Origin of the sequence: Streptomyces sp. NPDC014006 (assembly GCF_043088925.1) — a bacterium.
Lineage (GTDB): Bacteria > Actinomycetota > Actinomycetes > Streptomycetales > Streptomycetaceae > Streptomyces.
Map to the genome: position 1 here is coordinate 1,192,604 of NZ_JBICAJ010000002.1, position 22,780 is coordinate 1,215,383.

The window sequence follows — 22,780 nt, forward strand, 5'->3', positions numbered from 1 at the left end:
CTGCGCGGCGAAGTTCGGCGTTGATGCCGTCCCGTGCCCCAGCTGAAATGGCTGTGCAGGCAAGGATTTCCCCACGACCGGAAGCAGTGAGAAGACATGACAGTCAAGGACGTTGAGCGTGAGCCCGAGGCACCTGTGGTCACCGTGACGGTGGTCCATCACTCGGTGCACGGACACACCCGGGTCCTGGCCGAGCACCTCGCCGACGGTGCCCGGCTGGTACCGGGCGCCCAGGTGCACCTCGTCGAGATCCGGCCCGAGGACGTCACCGCGGGCCGCTGGCACGACGCGGAGGTGCTGGCGCTGCTCGACCGCTCCGATGCGATCGTCCTCGGCTGCCCCACGCTGATGGGCAGCGTGTCGGCGGTGTTCAAGGCGTTCATGGAGGCGGCGTTCACGCCGTTCACCACGCAGGCGTGGAAGGACAAGCTGGCCGGAGGGTTCACCATGTCCGCCTCGCAGAGCGGCGACAAACTGGCGGTTCTGGGACAGCTGGCTGTCTTCGCCGCACAGTTGGGCATGCAGTGGATCGGCGTGGCCGACATGCCGGGCAACAACTGGAGCGGTGGCTCCCGCGACGACGTGAACCGGCTGGGCTCGTGGCTCGGGCTGATGAGCCAGAGCCACGCCGACCAGGGACCGGAGCAGGCCGGATCCCGCGGGGACCTGATCACCGCTCAGCGGTACGGGGAGCGGATCGCCCGGCTGACTCAGCGCTGGGTCAACGCCGTGCCGTACGAAACGACCCGCATGACCGAACACGAGGCCCGCGCCCTGTCCGCCTCCTTCAGGGAGACGGACGGTGCAGCGGCAGCGCTGACGGGGACCTGACCTCTCCGCAGACGTACGTCGACGTGTTACTCCTGCCCACCGGTGCGAGGGCCGGGGATGTTCCGGGATGCGGAGGCGGGCCAGGGAGCGGTGCCGACCAGGACCAGCCGGTCGAAGCACGGGTCGTAGGAGATCGGGTCACCGGGGTGCTGGAAGTGCACGGCCATCCGCGCTCCGGCCCGGTAGGCGTCCAGTCCGGCCCGGCAGTAGGCGACCATCGGCTCCGGCAGGGCGTCGAGCGGGAACCAGTCCATGGCGTCGCACACCTCCGGCTCGCACACGCGGGGCGTGCCCTGCCAGCGGCGTGTCTCGAAGAAGAAGCCGACGCGCGCGCCCCCGCCGGGGGAGCGGTGGTGCACGGTGACGGCCGCCCGGACATCGCGGGCGTCGACGCGGACACCGGTCTCCTCCCGGGTCTCGCGGACGAGAGCGGCGACCACGTCCTCGTGCGGCCCGTCCAGGTGTCCGGACGGAAGATGCCAGCAGCCGGCCGCGTACACCGGGCCGGCCCGCCGCGACAGCAGCACTTCCGGGCGCCCCTCCCGCTCGCGGACCGCGATGAGGTGAACGTCCAGCGGCTCGGTGTGCCGCCGCGGGGAGGGCGCGCGGGGGACGTCGTGTCCGTTCACCACCCCAGCTCCGTGTAGACACGCCCGTCGGCGATACCGGTGATGGCTGCTCGGGTGTACGGCACGATCGGTTCCGGCAGGTCGTCCTTCGGCCACCATTGCCAGGTGAGGCATCTGTCGGGCTCGCGTAGTTCCGGGGCGCCCTTCCAGCGGTGGGCCCGGAACACCAACTGCATGCGCGGCTGTCCGCCAGGGGCGTCCACGATGTGCACGACGTGGACCAGCTCCACGTCCGCGGGATCGATGACCAGGCCGGCCTCTTCGAGCGCTTCCCTCACCAGGCAGCTGATCGCGGACTCCTGCTCGCAGTGCCCTGCCAGGAAATGCCATGTCCTTCCCGCGTACTTGGCGTCGGGGTGGCGCAGCCCGAGCAGCACGCGTTCTTCGTCGTCCTCCAGGTAGAGGTGGACCCCGACGACATGCAGCACGGTCCGGTTCCGGCTCTCCTCCGGCACCGGCGACAACGCGCCGACCAGACCACCGAGCCGGTCTGCGTGACGGAGGATCAGGTCTCCGATCATCGGGCTCAGGCGCAGTGGATTCTTCACAGTTCCGGCTTCCCCTCGAGCCGCCAGCGAAGAAACATGTCGCGCAGGGTCGCCGAGGTGACGTCCGTGTCGTATCGGCGCATTGCTCCGGAGCGGCAGCAGGTCGGCCGACGCGTCGCGTTCGCGGGGGTGGCGGGCGGGATACGCCTCGACGGTTCTGCGCAGGGCGGGGCGGGCTGGCGGCGCGGACGTCACCTCACGGTTGCCGGGGACGTGCAGGGTCCTGCCCGGCGCCGCATGCCGAAGGCCGGCTTCCACTGGTACAAGGACCTCATCGCGGCCCAGGATGCCGCCGCCCGGCCGGGACACCGCACCGACGGCTGACCTTCGGCCTCCCGCATGGGCGAGTCAGACGGGAGTCCGGCGGACCGTGTCGTAGGAATGTCGGGCCGCGGCGGGTCATCGAGAGGGAGGGGTGATCCGCGTCACGGCGCGATGCTGTGCCGTGTGTTAGTGTCATGCGTTTGCGTGGTCGTCGCGGTGGGCGATTCTGCCTGTTCGGTTCAGCTTGTGTGTGGGCTGTTCAAGCCTGCCGGGCCTTCCTCGGTACGTTCCCCTGCGGAAGGCTGTTCATGAAGCACCCTGATGACTCCGGCATCGCTCACGGCGGTCCCGCCCACTCCGGGGCCACGACCCCGGCGCCGCCCCCGGCCGTCTCCTTCGCCGACCTGGAACTTCCGGCGCAGGTGCTGCGGACACTGGGCGAACTCGGCGTGCGCGAACCCTTCCCCATCCAGGCCGCCACACTGCCCGATGCCCTGAAGGGACGCGACGTCCTGGGGCGCGGGCGCACCGGATCGGGCAAGACGCTCGCCTTCGGCCTGCCGCTGCTGACACGTACGGCAGGACGGCGCGCCGAACCGAAGCAACCCCTCGCGCTGATCCTCGTGCCCACCCGGGAGCTGGCGCAACAGGTCACCCAGGCGCTGGCACCGTACGCCGAGGCACTGCGGCTGCGGATGGCCGCGGTCGTCGGCGGCATGTCGATCGGCCGGCAGGTCGCCGCGCTGCGCGAGGGAGCCGAGGTGGTCGTCGCCACCCCCGGACGCCTGCACGACCTGATCGAGCGCAAGGCCTGCCGCCTGGAACGGGTCAGGATCACCGTGCTGGACGAGGCCGACCAGATGTGCGACCTGGGATTCCTGCCGCAGGTTGTCGACGTGCTCGACCGGGTACATCCCGACGGTCAGCGGATGCTGTTCTCGGCCACTCTCGATCGTGACGTCGATCAGCTGGTCCACCGTTACCTGCACGACCCCGTGGTCCACTCGGTCGACCCGTCCGCGGGAACGGTCACGACGATGGAGCATCACGTTCTGGTCGTCCACGGCCCTGACCGCTACGCCGTCACCACGGAGATCGCCGCCCGCGACGGCCGCGTACTGCTGTTCCTGGACACGAAACACGCCGTCGACCAGCTCACCCGGCATCTGCGGGCCAGCGGGGTGCACGCCGGGGCCCTGCACAGCGGCAAGTCCCAGCCGCAGCGCACACGGACCCTGGCGCAGTTCAAGAACGGCCAGATCAGCGTTCTGGTGGCCACCAACGTCGCGGCCCGTGGCCTGCATGTCGACGACCTCGATCTCGTGGTCAACGTCGACCCGCCCACCGACCCCAAGGACTATGTGCACCGGGCGGGCCGCACCGCCCGCGCCGGTGAGTCCGGCAGCGTGGTCACGCTCGTGCTGTCGGGCCAGCGCCGCGAGACGAGCCGCATCATGGCCGAGGCCGGCATCGAGCCGACCGTCACCAAGGTGCGCTCGGGCGAGGCGGAACTGAGCCGGATCACCGGAGCGAAGGCCCCCTCCGGCGTCCCGCTCGACGGCGGGCCCGCCGTCGAGCGGCCCAAGAACACCAACGCCCCCTTCCGCGGCCTCGGCACCAGCAAGGACCCCTCCCGCGGAGCCGGCGGCAAGTCCCGGAAGGCCGGCGAGGCCCGCAAGCTCGCCGAGGCCCGCAAGGCCGCCCTCGTGCGTCGCAACGGCTGAGAACCACTGCCCCGGCACCAGCCGAAACGCAGCAGGATGATGTTGCCGGCGCCCCGCACCGCGCCCGGCATGACAAGCTGTGCTTGCTCACCCCCCCGAACCCAGGAGGTCACCATGACCGCAGAACCCGTATCCCCGGAAGGTTCGGAGCCGGCCGCCCCCGAGACATCCCCTCTGGCGCCGGACAGCGACGGCACCTACGACCTCAAGCGCAAGTTCCGCGAAGCCCTGGCCCGCAAGCGCGGTGCGCAGGCGGACGCGGCCGATGTCGCCGCCAACTCCGATGCGTCGAAGGTGCGCGCGGCGCACGGCCCGGCTGCGAGCCAGCGCTCGTTCAGGCGCAAGAGCGGCGGCTGAGCCGATCAGTCCGGAGGCCCGCCGCCTGACCGGCACCCTGCGCGCTGCCCACTCGAGCGCCCGGTGCCGTGGCCCGCAACGCACGCATGCCCATGTGCGCGTTGCGGGAGCGGCGTAGCCGGGCTCGGCGCCCGGATCAGTGGTTGAACCTCAGACGCGGGGCCGCGTTGTGCGCCAGCGTGTGGGCCTGTTCGGGCCACCAGGTACCCGCGGGCGGGTCGACGACGCCGTACTCGGGGTCGATCGTCCCGCCGGTGTTGCGCGTGCAACTGCCGTCGGACTCACCGGGGATCTTGATCCACAGGTACGCGTCGACGAGGGGGACTCCGGTGTCGGCGGTGGGGCGCGGGCCGAGACCACGGCCGGGCGCGTTGCACCAGATCTCCGGATCCCCGCTGTACTTGCCCGGTTCCGGGGTCCAGGCGCCCAGCCCGTTACGGCTGGTGTCGATCACGAAATGCCGCAGATCGCCGGCCGGCGGGGTCCCCACGTTCCGGTCGTACCAGGCGTCGGTCCACCGCCAGGTGCTGGGGTCGGTGGAGGAGACCGCGTTGCCGGGGGCGCCGTCGTTGGGCGCGGCGGACGAGTAGTACTGGTCGGCGCACCGCTCGGCGTGGCCGCGCGCCTCCGTGGGTCCCGAGGTGGCGAACCACATGCACTGGGCGATCCAGGCGCCGTACCTGGCGTTGTGGTCGGTGGGATGGGTGTTGGACACGTTCAGCGCGAAACCGTCGCTGTACCCGACCCCGGCGTCCAGCAGCCGCTGCGCGATGTCGCCGACGGGGCGCCACTGGACGTTGCCCGCGTCGAGATAGACCGCGGTGCGCGGCCGGGCCTTCAGGGTTCTGACGGCGTAGGCCAGGTCGGCGATCCGGGCGGCTGTGAGTTCGCCGGTCGGATCCGCGGTGGGCCCGCAGTCTTTGGGGAGAAGGGCCGCGCCGTCCGGTTCGACCACGACGACCGACTTGCTGTCGCCCAGGCCGGCGGCGAACGCGTCGATCCACTGCCGGTAGGCGGCGGAGGAAGCGGCTCCGCCACTGGAGTACTGCGTGCAGTCCCGGCCCGGAACGTTGTAGGCGACCAGGACGGGCGTCCGGTCGACGGCCCGGGCCCGATGGACGAGCCTGCTCACTTGGGTGCGCACCTCGTCCGGCGTGCCCTTGGTGAACCACTCGGCCTGTGGCCAGCTCGCGAGCCTGGCCATGTTCGTGGCGTTCTCGATGTCGCCGTTCCCGAAGTCCACGAGCGCCTGCTGTGCCGCCTTGCTGTGCGGGTCCACGTAGAACTTCGTGGCCGGAGTGATCACGTCCTGTGTGGGGGTGGCCTGCGCCTGTGTCGCGGTGAGAGCGGCGCAGGCGGTGAGGCCCGCGACGACGGCGGCCGCACGGCGCCGTAGGCTGCGTGGATTCATGAGTGCTTCCTGGTCGATGGGATGGTCGAGGGGAGCGGTGGGATGGTTGAGGGAGCGCCGCCACCCCTTGAGGGCTGCCGATCGCCCGGGCAGGCGGCGGAAGGCCCGGATCAGTAGCCGTAGATCATCTTGTAGGCGACCTCGGGGAGGAACTGTCCGGCCGTGGAGCCGGCTCCGACCCCGCAGTTGCCGTCCGACTCGCCCGGAGTCTTGATCCACAGCAGCATCTCGGCGCCCGAGCCCGTCCGGGTGGGGGTGCCGATGCGGCGGCCCGCGGGGTTGCACCACTGTCCGTCGGAGCCGTTCCCGTTGCGGCTGGTGTCGACGACGAACGGCTTGGTGTAGCCGTAGCGGGCGCTGAGTTCGCTGTTGACGGCGTTGCCGTATGCGGTGTTCTCGGCGGTGCTGAAGTAGTTGGAGACGTTGAGCGAGAAGCCGTGGGCCTGACGGAGGCCGGCTTCGTGGAGGCGCCGGGCCATGGTCGCCGCGTCGACCCAGTGCGGGTTGCCGGCGTCCAGGTAGACCCAGGTGTTGGGGGCCTGGCGGTTGAACTCGGTGACGGCGCCGGTGATCATGCCCTCGCGTTCGTCGATCTGCGCCTGCGTCATGCAGCCGTAGTCCGCGAGGGAGTCCGGCTCGAGGACGACGACGGCCGGGCGGCCCGCGATCCCGCCGGCGAACTGGGCGATCCAACTGGCGTAGGCGGACGGCGAGGACGCTCCGCCCGCGGAGTGCCCGCCGCAGTAGTCGCGGTGGTAGATGTTGTAGGCGACGAGGACGGGCAGCTTGTCCCGGGTGTCCGCCGCCCCCACGTACGCACCCGTGGCGGTGCCGATGGTGCCGCTCCAGGAGCCGAACCAGCGGGCCATCGGGGTGTTGGCGATGGAGGCGTTGATCGCGGCGGCCCGGCCGTCGGCGGCGTTGGCGGCCACCCACCTCTTCGCGCTGGAGTCGGGGTCCACGTAGAAGCCGCTGGTCATGGTGGTCGGGTCGGCCGCGTGGGCGGACGGGGCGACGGCGAGCGCCAGCGGCAGAGCGCAGAGCGCTGCCACCAGTGCGCGGAGTCTCGGGCGCATGACGGTACCTCGGTTTCCGGCAGGGGTACGGGATGCTGGGAGCGCTCCCACTGGAAGCGGTCCCAATCGTGTGGCGAGCCGCTTCAACTGTCAATACTCGGCGCGGCAGTTGACTTTCGGCGGGGATCAAGAGGTAGCAGTGCACAAAACTGGAAGCGCTCCCAGTCCTACTTGTCACCGAGGGGGCTCCCTACCTGTGGGAAGCTCATGATTCATGACAGAAGATGCGCCGCGTCGGCAGCCGACGCTCGACGAGGTCGCCGAACGCGCCGGTGTCTCCCGCTCGGTGGCCTCCCGCGCCCTCAACAACGCTCCGCATGTCAGCCGCGCCAAGCGTGAGGCGGTCGAACGGGCGGTCCGGCACCTCGGTTACGTACCCAATCCGACGGCCCGAGCCCTGGCTACCCGTCAGACGGGAGCGGCCGCCCTGGTCGTCTCCGGAGAGGACCCGTCGATCTTCGCCGATCCCTTCTTCGCCCGGGTGATCGTGGGAGCGTCGGCCGCCCTGGAGGAGGCCGACCTGCATCTGATGCTCTGTCTGGCAGCCACCGAGCGGGCTCGCAAGCGGGTCGCGGAACTCCTTCGGTCCAAGGGCGTGGACGGCGCCATGCTGATGGCGCTGCGCGAGGACGATCCGCTGGCCCGGATGATCGACGACGCGCAGGTACCCGTCGTGTTCGGTGGACGCCCGGTGGGTTCGGCACCCCGGTGGTACGTGGACGTCGACAACGTCGGTGGGGCGCGCGAGGCGACCGAGTACCTGCTCTCGCTCGGCCGTAGGCGCGTGGCCGCGATCTGCGGTCGGCTGGACACCGGGGCCGGGCGCGCCCGGTACCGCGGCTACCGGGACGCCATGCTGGGCGCCGGTCTCGATCCGTTTCCACCGCGGGAAGGGGACTTCACCGAGGCCGGCGGAGCCGCCGCCATGGCCGGCCTGCTGGCGGAACACCCCGGAGTGGACGGGGTGTTCGCTGCCAACGACAACATGGCGGCGGGAGCGATGCGCACCTTGCGGGAGGCCGGCCGACGGATCCCCGCCGACGTCGCCGTGGTCGGCTTCGACGACCTGGCCGTCGCGCGGATCGCCGATCCGCCGCTCACCACCGTCCACCAGCCCATAGAGGATTTGGGGCGGGAGATGGCACGCATGCTCGTCGCACTCGTCAACGGGCAGGACCCCACCCCGCTGATCCTCCCCACCCGCCTGGTCAGCCGCGCCAGCGCCTGACGGCCGCGACCCGGACCCGGCTGTCTGCGCGAAGGCCGGCGCAGGTCCGTTCAGTTCCCGTGCATCCTGAAAAGGCTCTCCGAACAGGCACCTGGTCGGTGACGTCACAACAACCTGGTTCACGCGGAAGCCCAGGCGAGTGCCCTCTTCAAGAGTGCAGGTCAGGGTCCCGATCACCGCGTCCGGGTCAGCAAATGGTCAGCATCAGGCCGGACGGTGTCCGGCTTGCTGACCTACACCCGCGACAGGGACTGCGGACGACGTCCACCGAGTGCAGGAGCAGATCCACTCCGACACGCTCAAGCCGGCGAACTGGAAGCACCGCACGGCAGGGGAGTTCCGCGAGGTCCCTCTGCCCGTCTCGGTGCGGGAAGCGATGGAGCGCTACGAGGAGAAGCACGGCACCACGCACGAGGGCTATCTCCTGAGCGGTCCGAGCGGCTACTGCGCGGAACCGATGGACCGCCGCCGTGTGCGGAGACTCTTGCGGATCTCCCTGCCAAGGACGGGGTCGGCATGTACAGCTTCCGGCACTACTTCGCCTCCCACGCGCTCTGGAAGGGCATCCCGATCTACGACATGGCCGAATGGGTCGTATTGCACTATCGGCCCTGCTTCCCGGGCAGCACCAAGGCCGCCCGCATGCTCGACGCCGGTCCGGGGGAAGCGGCTTGATGCGACCTCGGCGGACAGCAGTTCCTCGTCTGCCGGTAGCACCCGCGCGCCACGGCATCCGAGCTGCACGGATGAGGCGGGCGGAAGCGGCCGGCGGCTTTGCGGCCCGTGGATGGCCCGGATCTCGGCAGTCGGCACCTGAGCGGCGGCGACCGCTGCATCGGCGCTCCTGCGCTCGGTGAGATCTGCCGTGGGTAGGGTGACTGGTGTGGACATGCTGCACCTGCGCTACTTCGTCGCCGTGGCCGAGGAACTCAACTTCTCGCAGGCGGCGCGCAGACTGCACATGGCGGCTTCTCCGCTCAGCCAGCGCATCAAGGACCTCGAACGCGAACTCGGCCATGACCTCTTCGAGCGCACCACCCACCGCGTCGATCTGACCCCGGCAGGTGCCGCACTGCTGCCGATGGCGCGCGACGTCCTGGAGCGCGTCAACTCGATCCCGTGGCGGCTGAGCGAGGCGGTGCGTCCGCGGCTGGACAGACTGTTCATAGGGATGCCGGCCGGAGTGCACCCGCTGCTGCGGGAGCGAGTCCGGCTGCTCGAGGGCGAGTGCCGTGAGGTGTGCGAACTCAAGCGCTGGCCCGGCACGTCGGCGGACCTGGCGGACGCGGTGCGCGACGGCAGGCTGGCAATGGCGCTGGCCCGGCTGCCGGTCTCCGACCCGGCTTTGGAGATCATCGAGGTGATGCGCGAGGTGCTGGGTGCAGCGGTGCCGGCCGACCGGTTCGCGGGGCGGGCGTCCGTAACGCTGGAGGAGCTGGCCGACCTGTCGTATGTGGCCACACCGAACGACGCCACACCGGCCTATTTCGAGGAAATCGATGCCCGCCTCAATTCGGTCGGTGTAAAAAAGAGGATCCGCATAAAAATGGCGGACTATTCCGGAAGTTCGGAACTGATCTCCTCCGGCATCGCGTTTTCGATGACCATGCTCTCGCCGGAGAGCCCCATGCACCTGTACCGCTTGGAAAACGTGGCCGTGCTGCCGGTCGAGGGCTTCCAACCCACTTTGGTCACCGGCCTGTTGTTCCATGCCGATAGGGTGAACACCGGCGGGGACCTGAGTGAGGTCGCTGTCCTGGCCCGCCGGATCTTCCATGAAGTCATCACCGTCTGACCGATTTCCGTAGACCATTTTTGGTGGACTGTGGAATCGGTGTGACCGCAGCGGTCATGCCCTTGTTCGCCAGTTGATCATTCCCTTCCGGTTCGTTCATGCATAACGTCGTCGGTGGAAACATTCGGCATGAAATTACTGTGTGAACGGGAGTAATGATGGACATCACGGCCGCCGACACCACAGGTCCGCTGGACGGCGTGCGGGTGATCGATCTGTCCACGGTGGTGATGGGGCCCTACGCGGCGCAGATCCTGGGCGACCTCGGTGCCGACGTCATCAAGATCGAGTCCCCGTCCGACACGGTTCGGGTGGGTCCGTACCGGACCACGCCCGGCATGACGCCGCTCAACCTCAACGTCAACCGCAACAAGCGCAGCGTGACGCTGAATCTCAAGGACGACGCCGACCGCGCGCGGGCACTCGAACTGATCGACAGCGCCGATGTGCTGGTCACCAACATGCGCCCGGGCGCGCTCGCCCGCCTCGGCCTCGGCCACGCCGACGTCGCCGCCCGCAACCCCCGCCTGATCTACGCCCACGCCCAGGGGTTCCGCAGCGACTCCGACCGGGCCGGCAACGCGGCCTACGACGAGACCGTACAGGCCGCCTCCGGCCTGGTGGACGTGACCAACCGGGCGCTGGGCACACCGGCGTACCTGCCGACGATCATCGGCGACAAGGTATGCGCGCTGACTATCGTCTACTCGGTGCTCGCCGCGCTGGTCCACCGTGACCGCACCGGCGCCGGCCAGTACGTCGAGATCCCGATGACCGACACGCTCATCGCGTTCAACCTCGTCGAGCACCTGGCGGGCCATGTCTTCGAACCGTCGGAGGGTCCGACCGGGTTCCCACTGTCGATGAAGAGGGGCCACCGCGCGGTGCCCACCAAGGACGGCCTCGCCTGCGTCATGCCGTACAACCCGCAGAACTTCCGGGACTTCTTCCTCGCCGCCGACCGTGCCGATCTCGCCGCGGACCGGCGTGTCAACGGCGAGTCCATCGCCGATGACGACGTCGACGCCCTGATGGAGCTGGTGGAGGAGTGCTCGCCGAGCCTGACCACTGCGGAGTGGGAGCGGGTCTGCGCCGAGCACAGCATCCCGATGGCCCCCGTGCTCGAACTCGACCGGGCCGCCGACGACCCCTACGTGCGCGGCGGCCGGCTGCTCGACGTGGTGGACCACCCCAGCGAGGGCGCCATCCGCTCGGTCGGCATCCCGGTGCGGTTCTCCGCCACTCCGGGTTCGGTCCGCCGTCTCGCCCCGCTGCCCGGCCAGCACACCGAAGAGGTCCTCAAGGAACTCGCAGCCGGCCGCTGACCGGCCGTCAAGCAAGGACACACACCATGCACAGCACCACCGAGGTGCGGACCGAGACCATCGGTTCCTCACTGCTCATCACCATAGACCGGCCCCGGGCGCGCAACGCGGTCAACGCGGCTGTCGCCGCCGGACTGTCCACGGCTCTCGACCAGTTGGAGGCGGACCCCGGCCTGCGGGCCGGCGTGCTCACCGGCGCCGGCGGCACGTTCAGCGCCGGAATGGACCTCAAGGCCGCTCTGGCCGGTGAATCGCCAGAGATCCCGGGGCGCGGCTTCGGCGGCCTGACCCAGGCCCGCACGACCAAGCCGCTGATCGCCGCCGTCGAGGGCTGGGCCATGGGAGGCGGCTTCGAACTCGCCCTGGCCTGTGATCTGATCGTCGCCGCGGACGATGCCCGGTTCGGCCTCCCCGAGGTCAGCCGTGGGCTGATCGCGGCAGGCGGCGGAGTGATCCGGCTGCCCAAGCGCATCCCGTACCACCTGGCCATGGAACTGCTGCTGACCGGCGAACCGGTCACCGGCGAACGGGCCGGCCGACTGGGCATCGCCAATCGTGTCGTGCCGGCCGGTGAAACCGTCGCGGCCGCCCTGCAGTTGGCCGAGCGGACAGCGCAGAACGCCCCGCTGGCACTGGCCGCCGTCAAGGAACTCGTCCGCGCGGCCGACGGCGCGCCGGAGGAGGAGGCGTTTGCCGTGCAGGCGCGGCAGATGGCCCGGCTCGCCGCCTCCGCGGACGTACGCGAGGGCATGACCGCCTTCACCGAGCGCCGCTCCCCGGTCTGGCAGGGCCGGTAGGCCCCGAGGGGGAACACACGATGCATCAGTACGACATACCCCGGCACATCGCGACGCCGCTCACCAACCCGGCCTATCCGCCGGTCGTGCCGCGCTTCACCGACCGCGAGTACCTCAACATCGTCTACCGCACCGACCACGAGGCACTGCGCGCCGTCGTGCCCGAACCGCTGGAGATCGACGAGCCGCTGGTGCGCTTCGAGGTGATGCGCATGGGCGACGTCAGCGGATACGGACCGTACACCGAGTCCGGCCAGGCGATTCCGGTCCGCTACGAAGGCGAGCGCGGCGAGTATCTGCACGCGATGTACCTGGACAACCTCCCGGCCATCACGTCCGGCCGCGAGGCCGGCGCCTACCCCAAGACCGCCGGATCGCCCGCCCTCTACGCCGACCACGGAGCGCTGGTCGGTGCGCTCGACGTGGGCACGCTGCGGGTGGCGACCGCCACGATGGGCTATAAGCACTGCGAGCTGTCGGTCGAGGAGGCCGTGGCCCAGGTCGGGGTGCCGACCTACATGCTGAAGCTGGTCCCCGGGTTCGACGGGGCGCCGCAGGTGGCGCAGTTGGTGCGCACGGAGATCACCGACATCACGGTGAAGGGCGCCTGGACCGGTCCGGCCCGGCTGCAGCTCTTCGAGCACGTGCTGGCGCCCCTGGCCGATCTGCCGGTGCGCGAGATCGTCTCGGCCAGCCACATCCTGACCGACCTGACCCTGGCGCCGGTCAAGCCCGTGCACGACTACCTGGCCCATCCCGCCCGTCCCGTGCGGTGAACACGGCCACGCACGCAGAAGGAGGACATGTGATGACCAAGCCATTCACCACCGCCGCGGTGGTCGGCGCCGGCACGATCGGCCTGTCCTGGGCCGCGCTCTTCGCCGGTCACGGCCTGCAGGTACGCGTCACCGACCCGCGGCCGGATCTGGCCGAGGCTGTCGCCGAGGCGCTCGACCGGGCGGCCGGGCAGCTGGCCGCGCAGGGCCTGGACCCGCACGGCCTCGCCGAGCGGGTGCACATCGCCGACGATCTCGCCGACGCGGTGCGCGACGCCGACATCGTTCAGGAGAACGGACCGGAGAACGCCGACTTCAAGCGGGAGTTGTTCACCACCCTGGTCGGCGCGGCCCCCGCACACGCGCTGCTGCTCAGCTCCTCCTCGGCCATCCCCGCCACGGCGTTCACCGACACCATCGAGGAGGCCGGCCGGATCCTGATCGGCCACCCCTTCAACCCGCCGCACCTGGTGCCTCTGGTGGAGGTGGTACCTGGGGAGCGCACCTCGCAGGAGAGCGTGGCGCGGGCCGTGGACTTCTACCGCTCCGTCGGCCGGGTCCCGGTCGTGGAACGCAAGGAGATCCTCGGCTTCGTCGGCAACCGCCTGCAGAACGCCCTCAGCCGGGAGGCGATCTACCTGGTCGAGCAGGGCGTCGTCAGCCCGGCAGAGCTGGACACCGTGATGGTGAACTCGCTCGGCCTGCGCTGGGCGACGGTCGGACCGTTCCTCGGCGCACACCTCGGTGGCGGCCCCGGCGGCTACCGGCACATGGCCGAGCACATCGGTGTGTCGATGCAGAAGATGTGGGACTCCCTCGGCAGCCCGGAGCAGAGCCCCGAACAGACCGAACGGCTCGTCGCGGCCGTCGAGGACGCCTATGGCTCCCGTTCCTACGCCGACCTCAGCCAGGAACGCGACGCCAAGCAGCTCGCCGTGCTGTCCGCCCGGGACAGCGCCACCAGCCTGGAGAAGGAGACCCGGTCATGACCGCACTGCTGCCCGAGAAGGAATCCGAAACGGCATCCGTCGACGAGCGGCCGGCCGCGGACTTCTACGACTTCGAGTCGCTGCTGCCGTCGCACGAGCGCGAACTGCTGCTACGGGCCCGGTCGTTCATGCGCACCGAGGTCAAGCCGCTGGTCAACGAGTACTGGGCGAAGGGGGAGTTCCCCCGGGAGCTCATCGGCAGGTTCCGCGAGCTGGGACTCGCCGGCGTCCCCTACGAAGGGTACGGCGACCCCCTGCCGGCTGGAAGCAACCTGCTGGTCGGCATGCTCTCCATGGAGTACACCCGCACCGACGCCTCCAGCGCCACCTTCTTCGGCGTGCACAGCGGCCTGGCGATGTACAGCATCTACCGGGGTGGCGACCAGGAACAGCGGGATCGCTGGCTGCCCTCGATGGCCGCGCTGGAGACCATCGGCGCCTTCGCGATGACCGAGCCGCTCGGCGGCTCCGACGTGGCCGGGGGCATGCGCACCACGGCCCGCCGGGACGGCGAGAACTGGGTGCTCAACGGTGCCAAACGGTGGATCGGCAACGCCACGTTCGCCGACCTGGTGGTGGTCTGGGCCCGCGACGAGGCGGACGACAAAGTCAAGGGCTTCGTAGTGGAGAAGGGCACCCCGGGCTTCTCCGCGGTGAAGATCGAGAACAAAATCGCGTTCAGGATCGTGGAGAACGCCGAGATCACCCTGACCGACGTCAAGGTGCCCGAGGCCAACCGGCTGCAGCGGATCGACTCCTTCCGTGATGTGGCGGAGATTCTCCGCGCCACCCGCAGCGGAGTCGCCTGGCAGGCCCTCGGCGTGATGATCGGCGCGTACGAGCTGGCTCTCCACCACGCCAAGGAACGCAGGCAGTTCGGCCGCCCGATCGCACGGTTCCAGATGGTGCAGGACCTGCTGGTCAAGAGCCTCGGCAACATCACCGCCTGCTGGGGCATGCTGGTCCGGCTCGCACGGCTGCAGGACGCCGGTGTTTTCCGCGACGAGCACTCCTCGCTGGCCAAGGCCTACGTCACCTCGCGGATGCGCGAGGTGGTCGCGTGGTGCCGGGAGATCTTCGGTGGCAACGGCATCGTGCTCGACTACGACATCGCCCGGTTCTTCGCCGACGCCGAGGCGATCTACTCGTTCGAGGGCACCCGCGAGATGAACACCCTCATCGTCGGAAAGTCGATCACCGGCGAGAGCGCCTTCGTCTGACCCGGGCTCTCCACGACCCCGCACCGGCCCCGAGTGAAGCGTGCCTCGGGGCCGGCGTGGATCGGTGCGGGCGTGCCGGCCTCTCTTCGTGCGCCGCGCACAAGTCCGGCCGCGAGCGTCGTCGCCCGCGCCCATGGGCCGCGAGCCCCGCCCATTCGTACCGTCTCTCCTCACGTACCGGACATCCGTCCCGCGTCGGGACGGGCGTTCCGTCCGCCCGACGTCCGTCGACGTACCACGAGGAGCCGACATGCACATCGCGGAACTGCCAGACCTGCGGGCCCGACGGGACGCCGACGGTCCCTGCACAGCCGACGAGACGTCGGTCCTGGACAACGCGGCGTTCGCCCGCCGGGTCCGCCGAGCCGCGGCGGCCCTGCGGGCGCGGGGGATCGGGCGCGGGGACGTGGTGGCACTGCTGCTGCCCAACACGGTGGACTTCGTCGTCGTGCTCTTCGCCGCCTGGCGGCTCGGCGCGGCGGTGACCCCGGTCAACCCGGCTCTCACCGACGACGAGGTGCGGTACCAGCTCGGCTACGCGGGCGCCGCGGTGGTCGTCACCGCGGAGCCGTCGACACTCGCCAGGACGCTCACGGTGGCCGAACTGGGCGCCACGGCCGAAGACACGGCCGCACCGCAGACGGATGCTGACGCGCTCGCCCTGCTGATCTACACCAGCGGCAGCACCGGGCGCCCCAAGGGCGTCATGCTCGACCACGCCAACCTCGCCGCCATGGCGGGCATGATGATCGAGTCCGCCCGGCTCTCCGAGGCCGACCACAGCCTGCTGATCCTGCCGCTCTTCCACGTCAACGGAATCCTGGCCGGTGTGCTGTCCCCGCTGCTGGCCGGCGGACGGGTCACCGTGGCCGGACGGTTCCGGGCCGAGACCTTCTTCGACCTCGTCGAAGCCGCGCGCCCGACCTGCTTCTCCGCGGTCCCGGCGATCTACTCGATGCTCGCCGAACTTCCGGACCACGTACGGCCGGACACCTCGTCGGTGCGGTTCGCCGCCTGCGGGGCGGCCCCGATGCCGCCCGCACTCATCGAGCGGTTCGAGCGCCGCTACGGCATCCCGATCCTGGAGGGCTACGGCCTCTCCGAGGGCACCTGCGCCTCCACCACCAACCCACTGGACGGCCCGCGCAGGCCCGGCACGGTCGGACGGCCGATGCCCGGCCAGCAGGTCGCCGTGATGGACCCGCAGGGCCGGATCGTCCCGGCGGGGGAGACCGGTGAAGTCGTCGTCCGCGGACCCAACGTGATGCGCGGCTACCTTGGCCGCCCGGAGGAGACCGCCCGCGCCGTGGTCGACGGCTGGCTGCACACGGGCGATGTCGGCCGCTTCGACGAGGACGGCTATCTCGTGCTGGTCGACCGCATCAAGGACATGATCATCCGAGGCGGCGAGAACATCTACCCCAAGGAGGTCGAGACCGTCCTCGGCGACCATCCCGACGTGCTCGAAGCCGCCGTGGTGGGCGCCGCCGACCCGCGGCTCGGCGAAGTGCCGGTGGCGTTCGTGGCGCTGCGTCCTGGCGCGGCAACCGACGCGGACGGCCTGCTCGACCACTGCCGTGCCCGGCTGGCCAGGTTCAAGGTGCCCACCGACATCGTCTTCGTCGACCGGCTGCCCAGGAATCCCGTCGGCAAGACGGACAAACCCGCACTGCGGGCCAGGACCACCGCTGTCACCGTGGCCGGCTGAACAGGGGCGGGAGAACAGTCATGGGATTCCTCGCACCGAACACGGCGGACGTCGACCTGCAGCAGTGGCGCAGCCGCCCCTACCAGCAACGCATCAGGCCGCTGGCCGAGCACTGGACCATGCACGGCTTCGGCACCCCCGGCATCGTGCACCTGCTGTACCTGCTCAAGATCACCGCGTACGCGCTCGGCGGCATCGCGGTCGTCTCCGCGACCCCCGGCGTGGGAGGCATCGCGGACTTCGGTACCTGGTGGGCGGAGCCGCTCGTCTATCAGAAACTCGTCGTCTGGACACTGCTGTGGGAGGTGCTGGGCCTCGGCTGCGGCTCCGGCCCACTCAGCTCACACTTCCTGCCGCCGGTAGGCGCGTTTCTGCACTGGCTGCGCCCCGGCACGGTACGGCTGCCCCCCTGGCCCGGCCGGATTCCGTTCACCGCGGGAACCCGGCGCACGGTGGCCGATGTGGCCCTGTACGCGGCGCTGCTCGGGGCGGCGGTGTGGCTGCTGTGCTCACCGGCCGAGTCAGGCGGCCCGGGCGCGTCCGACGTGTCGGCTCCGTGGCGCGTCGCCGTCCTCGCCGCGCTGCTCGCGCTGCTCGGGCTGCGCGACAAGACCGTCTTCCTGGCCGCCCGCGCGGAGCACTACGGTCTGACGCTCGTGGTCTTCCTCTTCCCGGTGAGCGACATGACCGCCGCGCTGAAACTGGTCATGCTCGCCCTGTGGTGGGGCGCGGCTTCCTCCAAGCTCAACCGCCACTTCCCGTTCGTGGTGGCGGTGATGATCAGCAACAGCCCGCTGCGGCCGGCCTGGTTCAAACGCCGGCTGTACCGCCACTACCCCGACGATCTCAGGCCGTCCGCTCTCGCCGCCGCGGCCGCGCACAGCGGCACGGTCGTCGAGTACGCCGTGCCGCTGGTCCTGGTCCTCTCCCACGGCGGGACCGTCACCACGGTCGCTCTGGCCGTGATGGTCGTCTTCCATCTGCACATCATGTCGACCTTTCCGATGGGCGTACCGCTGGAGTGGAACGTCTTCTTCATCTACTCGGCGCTCGTTCTCTTCGGCCACGACGCGGCGGTCGGCGCCTTCACCCTGCACTCGCCGCTGCTGGCCGCGGTGCTGGTGCTGAGCCTGGCCGTGGTCCCTCTGCTCGGGCACGTCCGTCCCGACCTGGTGTCGTTCCTGCCCTCGATGCGCTACTACGCCGGCAACTGGGCCACCAGCCTGTGGTGCTTCCGCAAGGGCACCGAACACCGGCTGGGCGAGCACATCGTGAAGGCATCCGGTCTGCCCGTGGAGCAGCTCACCCGCCTGTACGGAGCCGAAGCCGCCGAGCTGGTACTCCACCAGGGGCTTGCCTGGCGGGCGATGCACAGCCACGGCCGTGCGCTGGCCGGGCTGCTGCCGCGGGCCGTGGACGACGTGGAATCCTACGATGTGCGGGACGGCGAGACCGTGGCGGGAGCTGTCCTCGGCTGGAACTTCGGAGACGGCCATCTGCACAACGAGCAGCTGGTGGCCGCCGTACAGCAGCGGTGCGGTTTCGCGCCGGGCGACCTGCGCGTCGTCGTGCTGGAGTCCCAGCCGACCCACCGGCAGCGCCAGCACTACCGCATCGTGGACGCGGCGAGCGGCCTGGTCGAGGAGGGACATGTGAACGTGGGGGAGATGGTGATCAGGCAGCCCTGGCTCGACGACGAGACACCCGCGATTCCCGTCGAGCCCGTCGCGCACCCGCGACCGGCGACCGAGGTGGCGGCCGCACATGAGTGACGCCATCGTGGTGGGGGCCGGCCCGAACGGGCTGGCCGCCGCCGTCGCCCTCGCCCAACGGGGGCTGAGGGTGACCGTCCTGGAGGCCGCCGACGAGATCGGCGGCGGCACCCGGAGCAGCGAACTGACCCTCCCCGGACTCCTGCACGACCACTGCTCCGCGGTCCACCCGCTGGGCGTCGGCTCGCCGTTCCTGCGCACCCTCGGCCTGGAGCGGTACGGCGTCGACTGGGCGTGGCCCGAGGTCGATCTGGCCCACCCGCTGGACGGCGGGCGGGCCGGGGTGCTGCTCCGCTCCATGGAGCGGACCGTGCGCGGGCTCGGTGCCGACGGCCCGGCCTGGGAGCGGCTGTTCGCGCCGCTGACCGACGACTTCGACGCCCTGCTCGACGACGTCCTGCGGCCGGTGGTGCACCTGCCGGCACATCCTCTCCGCCTCGGCCGGTTCGGGGTGCGGGCGCTGCAGCCGGCCACGGCGGTGGCTCGGCGCTGGCGCGGCGAGGAGGCCCGGGCACTGTTCGCGGGGGCGGCGGCGCACGCATTCCATCCCCTGACACGCCCCCTGACGGCGTCGCTCGGGCTGATGTTCGTCGCCGCCGGGCACCGTTACGGCTGGCCCGTCGCCCGCGGTGGCTCCCGTGTGATCAGTGACGGGCTGGCCGCGCTGCTACGCGAGCTCGGCGGCACGGTCGAGACCGGCGTGACCGTGCGAGCGCTGACCGAACTCCCGCCCGCCCGGATCGTGATGCTCGACGTCGCCCCGCGCGCTGCCGTCGGCATCTGCGGTCCGGCACTGCCGGCGCGCGTCCGACGCGCCTATCTGCGCTGGCGCCACGGCCCGGCGGCGTTCAAGGTGGACCTGGCCGTCGCGGGCGGGGTGCCGTGGACCAACGAGTCCTGCCGCGAGGCCGGCACCGTGCACCTCGGCGGCACCCTTGAAGAGGTCGTCCACAGCGAGTCGGAGACCAGCCGGGGCCGCATGCCGGAGCGACCTTTCGTGCTGCTCTCCCAGCAGTACCTCGCCGACCCGGGCCGCTCGGCCGGGGACGTCCACCCCGTCTACGCGTACGCGCACGTACCGCACGGTTACACCGGGGACGCCACCGAGGCCGTGCTGGGCCAGATCGAGCGGTTCGCTCCCGGCTTCCGGGAACGCATCGTGGGCATCGCTGTTCGTTCGGCCGTGGAGCTGTCCCAGTACAACCCCAACTACGTGGGAGGCGACATCATCGGCGGGGCCAACACCGAGGTGCAGCTCGCGCTGCGCCCCCGGATGTCCCTCGACCCCTACAGCACCGGCATCCCCGGCGTGTATCTGTGCTCGGCGGCCACCCCACCCGGTGCGGGGGTGCACGGCATGTGCGGGGCGAACGCCGCCCGCTCCGCACTGCGGTACCTGGACCGGTGAACGGTCCCGTGCAGCGGCCGGAGGGGACACCGGACCCGGTCGTTCTCGTCGCCCAGGTGATACAGGCCAACCGGGACGACGTCATCGCCAGGCTGGTCGCCACCACCGAGGCGGAGATCGCCCAACTGGAACACGACGAACCGCTGCACAGGCTCCTGGAAGCCAGCATCACCGAGAACATCGTCACCGCCCTGCACGTCATCATCAACCGCATCGACCCGCAGACCGTGGACGCGCCGGCCTCGGCCGTCTCCTACGCCCGCAGGCTCGCCCAGCGCGACGTTCCGCTCTCCGCCCTGCTGCGCGCCTACCGGCTCGGCCATGCGCAGAGCCTGGACCTCGTCCTCGGCGAGGCGGTCCGGCTGGGGCTGCCGGATCCGGCCGGCACCGTCATCACCCTGGTCAGCCTCAGCGCCGCCTATGTGGACCGGGTCTGCGATCAGATCGGCCGTGTCTACGAGGAGGAGCGTGAACGCTGGGTGGGCACCCGTGGCATGCTGCGCCAGTACTGGGTCAGCCAGCTCCTCGACAACCCCCGCGTCGATCTGCGGCAGGCCGAGGCCGCCCTCGATTACCGGTTGTCCGGCAACCATATGGCCGTCGAGGGCTGGCTCCACGGACCCACGGCGACCGCCGACCCCACCGCCGTCTTCGACCGGCTGGCTTCGCTGCTGTCCACCGTCCTGCGTGCCCATGGCCGTCCCCTGCTGGTCCACACCGACGAGGCCGACGCCCGGATCTGGCTGGCCGTCAGGTCCGACTGCCCGGTGGACCCCGACACCATCGCCACCGAGCTGGCCGACGCCGCGCTACCGGTGCGGGTCGCCCTCGGCATCGTCCGCCCGGGCCTCGACGGCTTCCGCCGCAGCACCCGAGCCGCTGCCCGCGCCAAGGCCCTCGCCCTCTCCGCGGGGGCCGGCACCCCCGAAGTGGTGGCCTTCACCCGCGTCGCGCCCGTCGCTCTCCTGGTCGAGGAGCCCCGCGAACTGGCCGACTTCGTCTTCGACACCCTCGGTGAGCTCGCCGTGGACGACCGCCGCCGCGAGCTCCTTCGTGAGACGCTGCGCGTCTTCCTCGCCACCAATCGCAGCTACGCCGCCACCGCGGACCAGCTGATGGTGCACCGGAACACTGTCCACTACCGCGTCCAGCGCGCCGTCGACCACTATCAACTCGACCTCGACGCCAACGCCTTCGACCTCCACTTCGCTCTCATGATCTGCCGCTGGCACGGGTCGAAGGTCCTGCGCCGCGAGTGAAGACGACGGGCACGCGCCGCGACCACGGCGATCCCCCCCCGGGGCACCTGGCCGACGGCCATGTCTCCCCTCACTCCCGGCCTGGGCCATCCGGGCGGTGAGCAGCGTTCATCGGGGCTGGCATCACGTCATACGTCAGCGGCCCAGGCCGATGCCGACATCCTGAACCAGGCGGTCTCGCTGTCTGAATGGCGCCGCACCCGAGTCGGCACGTTCCCGTCGATGAGGTGGTCGCGCCGAGAGCAGTGAACGACCGTACCCGCTACGCCTGTTGGAGCGTGGCCGTCCGCGCATGGCTCAACACGACGTCAGGCCCTCGTCCTGCTGATCCGGATCGTCATCGGCGCGGCGACCGTGCACGGCGCCCACGTGGCACCCATGGAGGGTGCGACCGTGCATGGCGCGCACGTGGCACGCATGGAGGGTTTCGTTACGCGGTTGCCTCGTGGGTCGTCCGTGCGATCCCGTGAGCCGTCACAGACGCCATGCTCACGCCATGACTGACATTCCCCGCCACACCACCGCGGAACCGCAGCGCGACCTCCAGCCGTCGGACGTTCCCGCAGGTGCCACCCGCAGGTCCGTCATAGCGGCCTTGGGCGGCGCCACCCTCGGCGTGGCCGCGCTGGGTCTCGCCGCCACGCAGGCGACCGCCGACACCGAGCACCAGGCCGCGGCCCGGCCGGCTGCAGCCTGCGTCCTCACGCCCGAGCAGACCGAGGGGCCATACTACCTGGACCTGGAGACGGTCCGCAAGGACATCACAGAGGGGAAGGCGGGTGTTCCGCTGACCCTCCGCGTGACGGTGGTCGACGCAGTGACCTGCGCCCCGCTGCCCCGGACGGCGGTCGACATCTGGCACTGCGACGCCCTCGGGGTCTACTCCGGCTATGCCGCCGGCGGTTCCACCCCGGACACCACCTTCCTGCGCGGCGTGCAGCTCACCGACTCCGCCGGTGTCGCGGAGTTCACCACCATCTACCCCGGCTGGTACGCCGGCCGGGCCCTCCACATCCACGTCAAGACGCATGCGGGAGGCACCGTGTCCAACGGGACGTACCACGGTGGCCACGTGTCCCATACGGGCCAGCTCTACTTCCCGGAGGCGTACAACACCAGGATCGCTGTCCTGTCCCCGTACCGGAACAACACGGTCACCCGCACGCTCAACGCGCGGGACGGCATCTACCGCAACGGCGGGTCCTCGACCCTGCTGACCCTCACCCAGGCAGGCAGCGACCTCGGCAAGGGAGTGACCGGAACCGTCGTGCTCGGCATCGACCCCGCCGCCACACCCTGACGCACTTGGACGCCTGCGATGGCCGGCCCTGCCACCGTGTCGGCCATCGCACGCGCGACTCCGGCCGCACTGCTCCTGCCGGAGCCGACCGGCTCAGACTTCGTAGAGACACATGGCTGAAGGCGATGGTTTCGTTCCTGGGCGGTGCGGCCAGGAGTCGGGCATGAGCCGGAGTCGAACGTGTGAAGTGTGCGGTGCGACGTTGACCGTGAGGCCGCACGGGGGTCGGCCGGCTCGATACTGCTCCAGCGCCTGTCGGCAGCGGGCGCTGCGGCGACGGGCGGCTTCGGGCGTCACGCCTGCGGTCTCGACGGCCGGTGGAAACGTCCTGCCGTCGGCGCTCGACTCCTTCGTCGGCCGGCA

The 22,780-nt window shown here is 70.5% G+C and carries 21 protein-coding genes; 17 read left to right on the forward strand and 4 right to left on the reverse strand.

The features are described 5' to 3' along the window. The first annotated feature begins 96 nt into the window (after window positions 1-96). Entirely contained in the window at window positions 97-831 is a 735-nt protein-coding gene (locus ACF1GV_RS11945) for a flavodoxin family protein (RefSeq protein WP_391678600.1), read from the forward strand. A gap of 26 nt (window positions 832-857) precedes the next feature. Here ACF1GV_RS11945 and ACF1GV_RS11950 read toward each other — a convergent pair whose 3' ends face one another. After that, the gene (locus tag ACF1GV_RS11950; RefSeq protein ID WP_391678597.1) at window positions 858-1,460 is read right to left on the reverse strand and encodes an NUDIX domain-containing protein; all 603 of its coding nucleotides are present in this window, start codon (window positions 1,458-1,460) and stop codon (window positions 858-860) included. Further along, the gene (locus tag ACF1GV_RS11955) at window positions 1,457-2,008 is read right to left on the reverse strand and encodes an NUDIX domain-containing protein (RefSeq protein ID WP_391678595.1); all 552 of its coding nucleotides are present in this window, start codon (window positions 2,006-2,008) and stop codon (window positions 1,457-1,459) included. Before ACF1GV_RS11955 ends, ACF1GV_RS11950 begins: the two co-directional genes overlap by 4 nt. A 36-nt stretch (window positions 2,009-2,044) precedes the next feature. On the opposite strand from ACF1GV_RS11955, the gene ACF1GV_RS11960 reads away from it, so the two are divergent. From ACF1GV_RS11960 to ACF1GV_RS11970, 3 genes are all read left to right on the forward strand, one after another. Further along, on the forward strand, window positions 2,045-2,332 hold the full coding sequence (locus ACF1GV_RS11960) for a hypothetical protein (protein ID WP_391678593.1): 288 nt from the start codon (window positions 2,045-2,047) through the stop codon (window positions 2,330-2,332). Between the two features lie 248 nt (window positions 2,333-2,580). Then, entirely contained in the window at window positions 2,581-3,996 is a 1,416-nt protein-coding gene (locus ACF1GV_RS11965) for a DEAD/DEAH box helicase (RefSeq protein WP_391678590.1), read from the forward strand. 114 nt (window positions 3,997-4,110) lie between these two features. Beyond that, complete coding sequence (locus ACF1GV_RS11970) at window positions 4,111-4,353, forward strand: DUF5302 domain-containing protein (RefSeq protein WP_391678589.1); 243 nt, start codon at window positions 4,111-4,113, stop codon at window positions 4,351-4,353. A 136-nt stretch (window positions 4,354-4,489) separates the two neighbouring features. Here the strand turns inward: ACF1GV_RS11970 and ACF1GV_RS11975 are convergent, their stop codons facing one another. Next, window positions 4,490-5,764: a glycoside hydrolase family 6 protein gene (locus tag ACF1GV_RS11975; protein ID WP_391678587.1), complete on the reverse strand. Its 1,275-nt coding sequence runs from the start codon at window positions 5,762-5,764 to the stop codon at window positions 4,490-4,492. 110 nt (window positions 5,765-5,874) lie between these two features. Then, a complete protein-coding gene (locus ACF1GV_RS11980; protein ID WP_391678585.1) occupies window positions 5,875-6,840 on the reverse strand; it encodes a glycoside hydrolase family 6 protein in 966 nt (321 codons plus the stop codon). Window positions 6,841-7,054: 214 nt separating this feature from the next. Here ACF1GV_RS11980 and ACF1GV_RS11985 point away from each other — a divergent pair, with 214 nt between their 5' ends. The 13 genes from ACF1GV_RS11985 (at window position 7,055) to ACF1GV_RS12045 (ending at window position 22,417) form a co-directional block, all read left to right on the forward strand. Next, window positions 7,055-8,068: a LacI family DNA-binding transcriptional regulator gene (locus ACF1GV_RS11985; RefSeq protein WP_391678584.1), complete on the forward strand. Its 1,014-nt coding sequence runs from the start codon at window positions 7,055-7,057 to the stop codon at window positions 8,066-8,068. Between the two features lie 516 nt (window positions 8,069-8,584). Then, a complete protein-coding gene (locus ACF1GV_RS11990; protein WP_391678582.1) occupies window positions 8,585-8,743 on the forward strand; it encodes a hypothetical protein in 159 nt (52 codons plus the stop codon). A gap of 214 nt (window positions 8,744-8,957) precedes the next feature. After that, a complete protein-coding gene (locus ACF1GV_RS11995; protein WP_391679590.1) occupies window positions 8,958-9,863 on the forward strand; it encodes a LysR family transcriptional regulator in 906 nt (301 codons plus the stop codon). Between the two features lie 155 nt (window positions 9,864-10,018). Further along, window positions 10,019-11,188 carry a CaiB/BaiF CoA transferase family protein gene (locus tag ACF1GV_RS12000; protein WP_391678580.1) on the forward strand — a complete coding sequence of 390 codons (1,170 nt, stop codon included), beginning with the start codon at window positions 10,019-10,021 and terminating at the stop codon, window positions 11,186-11,188. Window positions 11,189-11,214: 26 nt separating this feature from the next. After that, complete coding sequence (locus ACF1GV_RS12005) at window positions 11,215-11,985, forward strand: crotonase/enoyl-CoA hydratase family protein (protein WP_391678579.1); 771 nt, start codon at window positions 11,215-11,217, stop codon at window positions 11,983-11,985. Window positions 11,986-12,005: 20 nt separating this feature from the next. Then, window positions 12,006-12,761: an acetoacetate decarboxylase gene (locus ACF1GV_RS12010; RefSeq protein ID WP_391678577.1), complete on the forward strand. Its 756-nt coding sequence runs from the start codon at window positions 12,006-12,008 to the stop codon at window positions 12,759-12,761. Further along, the gene (locus ACF1GV_RS12015) at window positions 12,758-13,750 is read left to right on the forward strand and encodes a 3-hydroxyacyl-CoA dehydrogenase NAD-binding domain-containing protein (protein ID WP_391678575.1); all 993 of its coding nucleotides are present in this window, start codon (window positions 12,758-12,760) and stop codon (window positions 13,748-13,750) included. The genes ACF1GV_RS12010 and ACF1GV_RS12015 overlap by 4 nt, the downstream gene beginning before the upstream one ends. Continuing rightward, a complete protein-coding gene (locus ACF1GV_RS12020) occupies window positions 13,747-14,970 on the forward strand; it encodes an acyl-CoA dehydrogenase family protein (RefSeq protein WP_391678574.1) in 1,224 nt (407 codons plus the stop codon). Before ACF1GV_RS12015 ends, ACF1GV_RS12020 begins: the two co-directional genes overlap by 4 nt. Window positions 14,971-15,220: 250 nt before the next feature. Then, window positions 15,221-16,678: a class I adenylate-forming enzyme family protein gene (locus ACF1GV_RS12025; protein ID WP_391678572.1), complete on the forward strand. Its 1,458-nt coding sequence runs from the start codon at window positions 15,221-15,223 to the stop codon at window positions 16,676-16,678. Window positions 16,679-16,698: 20 nt separating this feature from the next. After that, window positions 16,699-18,450 carry a DUF3556 domain-containing protein gene (locus ACF1GV_RS12030; RefSeq protein WP_391678569.1) on the forward strand — a complete coding sequence of 584 codons (1,752 nt, stop codon included), beginning with the start codon at window positions 16,699-16,701 and terminating at the stop codon, window positions 18,448-18,450. Further along, window positions 18,443-19,858 carry a phytoene desaturase family protein gene (locus ACF1GV_RS12035; RefSeq protein ID WP_391678566.1) on the forward strand — a complete coding sequence of 472 codons (1,416 nt, stop codon included), beginning with the start codon at window positions 18,443-18,445 and terminating at the stop codon, window positions 19,856-19,858. The genes ACF1GV_RS12030 and ACF1GV_RS12035 overlap by 8 nt, the downstream gene beginning before the upstream one ends. After that, the gene (locus tag ACF1GV_RS12040) at window positions 19,855-21,117 is read left to right on the forward strand and encodes a PucR family transcriptional regulator (RefSeq protein ID WP_391678564.1); all 1,263 of its coding nucleotides are present in this window, start codon (window positions 19,855-19,857) and stop codon (window positions 21,115-21,117) included. The genes ACF1GV_RS12035 and ACF1GV_RS12040 overlap by 4 nt, the downstream gene beginning before the upstream one ends. Before the next feature lie 496 nt (window positions 21,118-21,613). Next, a complete protein-coding gene (locus ACF1GV_RS12045; RefSeq protein WP_391678562.1) occupies window positions 21,614-22,417 on the forward strand; it encodes an intradiol ring-cleavage dioxygenase in 804 nt (267 codons plus the stop codon). Window positions 22,418-22,780: the final 363 nt, after the last annotated feature.

What these genes read in the sequence shown, in the direction of transcription:
- ACF1GV_RS12005 (WP_391678579.1), top strand. Translation starts at nt 11,215, where the DNA reads ATGCACAGCACCACCGAGGTGCGGACCGAGACCATCGGTTCCTCACTG.
- ACF1GV_RS12030 (WP_391678569.1), top strand. Translation starts at nt 16,699, where the DNA reads ATGGGATTCCTCGCACCGAACACGGCGGACGTCGACCTGCAGCAGTGG.
- ACF1GV_RS11945 (WP_391678600.1), top strand. Translation starts at nt 97, where the DNA reads ATGACAGTCAAGGACGTTGAGCGTGAGCCCGAGGCACCTGTGGTCACC.
- ACF1GV_RS11970 (WP_391678589.1), top strand. Translation starts at nt 4,111, where the DNA reads ATGACCGCAGAACCCGTATCCCCGGAAGGTTCGGAGCCGGCCGCCCCC.
- ACF1GV_RS12010 (WP_391678577.1), top strand. Translation starts at nt 12,006, where the DNA reads ATGCATCAGTACGACATACCCCGGCACATCGCGACGCCGCTCACCAAC.
- ACF1GV_RS12000 (WP_391678580.1), top strand. Translation starts at nt 10,019, where the DNA reads ATGATGGACATCACGGCCGCCGACACCACAGGTCCGCTGGACGGCGTG.
- ACF1GV_RS12025 (WP_391678572.1), top strand. Translation starts at nt 15,221, where the DNA reads ATGCACATCGCGGAACTGCCAGACCTGCGGGCCCGACGGGACGCCGAC.
- ACF1GV_RS11960 (WP_391678593.1), top strand. Translation starts at nt 2,045, where the DNA reads ATGTCGCGCAGGGTCGCCGAGGTGACGTCCGTGTCGTATCGGCGCATT.
- ACF1GV_RS11990 (WP_391678582.1), top strand. Translation starts at nt 8,585, where the DNA reads ATGTACAGCTTCCGGCACTACTTCGCCTCCCACGCGCTCTGGAAGGGC.
- ACF1GV_RS12035 (WP_391678566.1), top strand. Translation starts at nt 18,443, where the DNA reads ATGAGTGACGCCATCGTGGTGGGGGCCGGCCCGAACGGGCTGGCCGCC.
- ACF1GV_RS11995 (WP_391679590.1), top strand. Translation starts at nt 8,958, where the DNA reads ATGCTGCACCTGCGCTACTTCGTCGCCGTGGCCGAGGAACTCAACTTC.
- ACF1GV_RS11985 (WP_391678584.1), top strand. Translation starts at nt 7,055, where the DNA reads ATGACAGAAGATGCGCCGCGTCGGCAGCCGACGCTCGACGAGGTCGCC.
- ACF1GV_RS12045 (WP_391678562.1), top strand. Translation starts at nt 21,614, where the DNA reads ATGACTGACATTCCCCGCCACACCACCGCGGAACCGCAGCGCGACCTC.
- ACF1GV_RS11980 (WP_391678585.1), bottom strand. Translation starts at nt 6,840, where the DNA reads ATGCGCCCGAGACTCCGCGCACTGGTGGCAGCGCTCTGCGCTCTGCCG.
- ACF1GV_RS11975 (WP_391678587.1), bottom strand. Translation starts at nt 5,764, where the DNA reads ATGAATCCACGCAGCCTACGGCGCCGTGCGGCCGCCGTCGTCGCGGGC.
- ACF1GV_RS11965 (WP_391678590.1), top strand. Translation starts at nt 2,581, where the DNA reads ATGAAGCACCCTGATGACTCCGGCATCGCTCACGGCGGTCCCGCCCAC.
- ACF1GV_RS12020 (WP_391678574.1), top strand. Translation starts at nt 13,747, where the DNA reads ATGACCGCACTGCTGCCCGAGAAGGAATCCGAAACGGCATCCGTCGAC.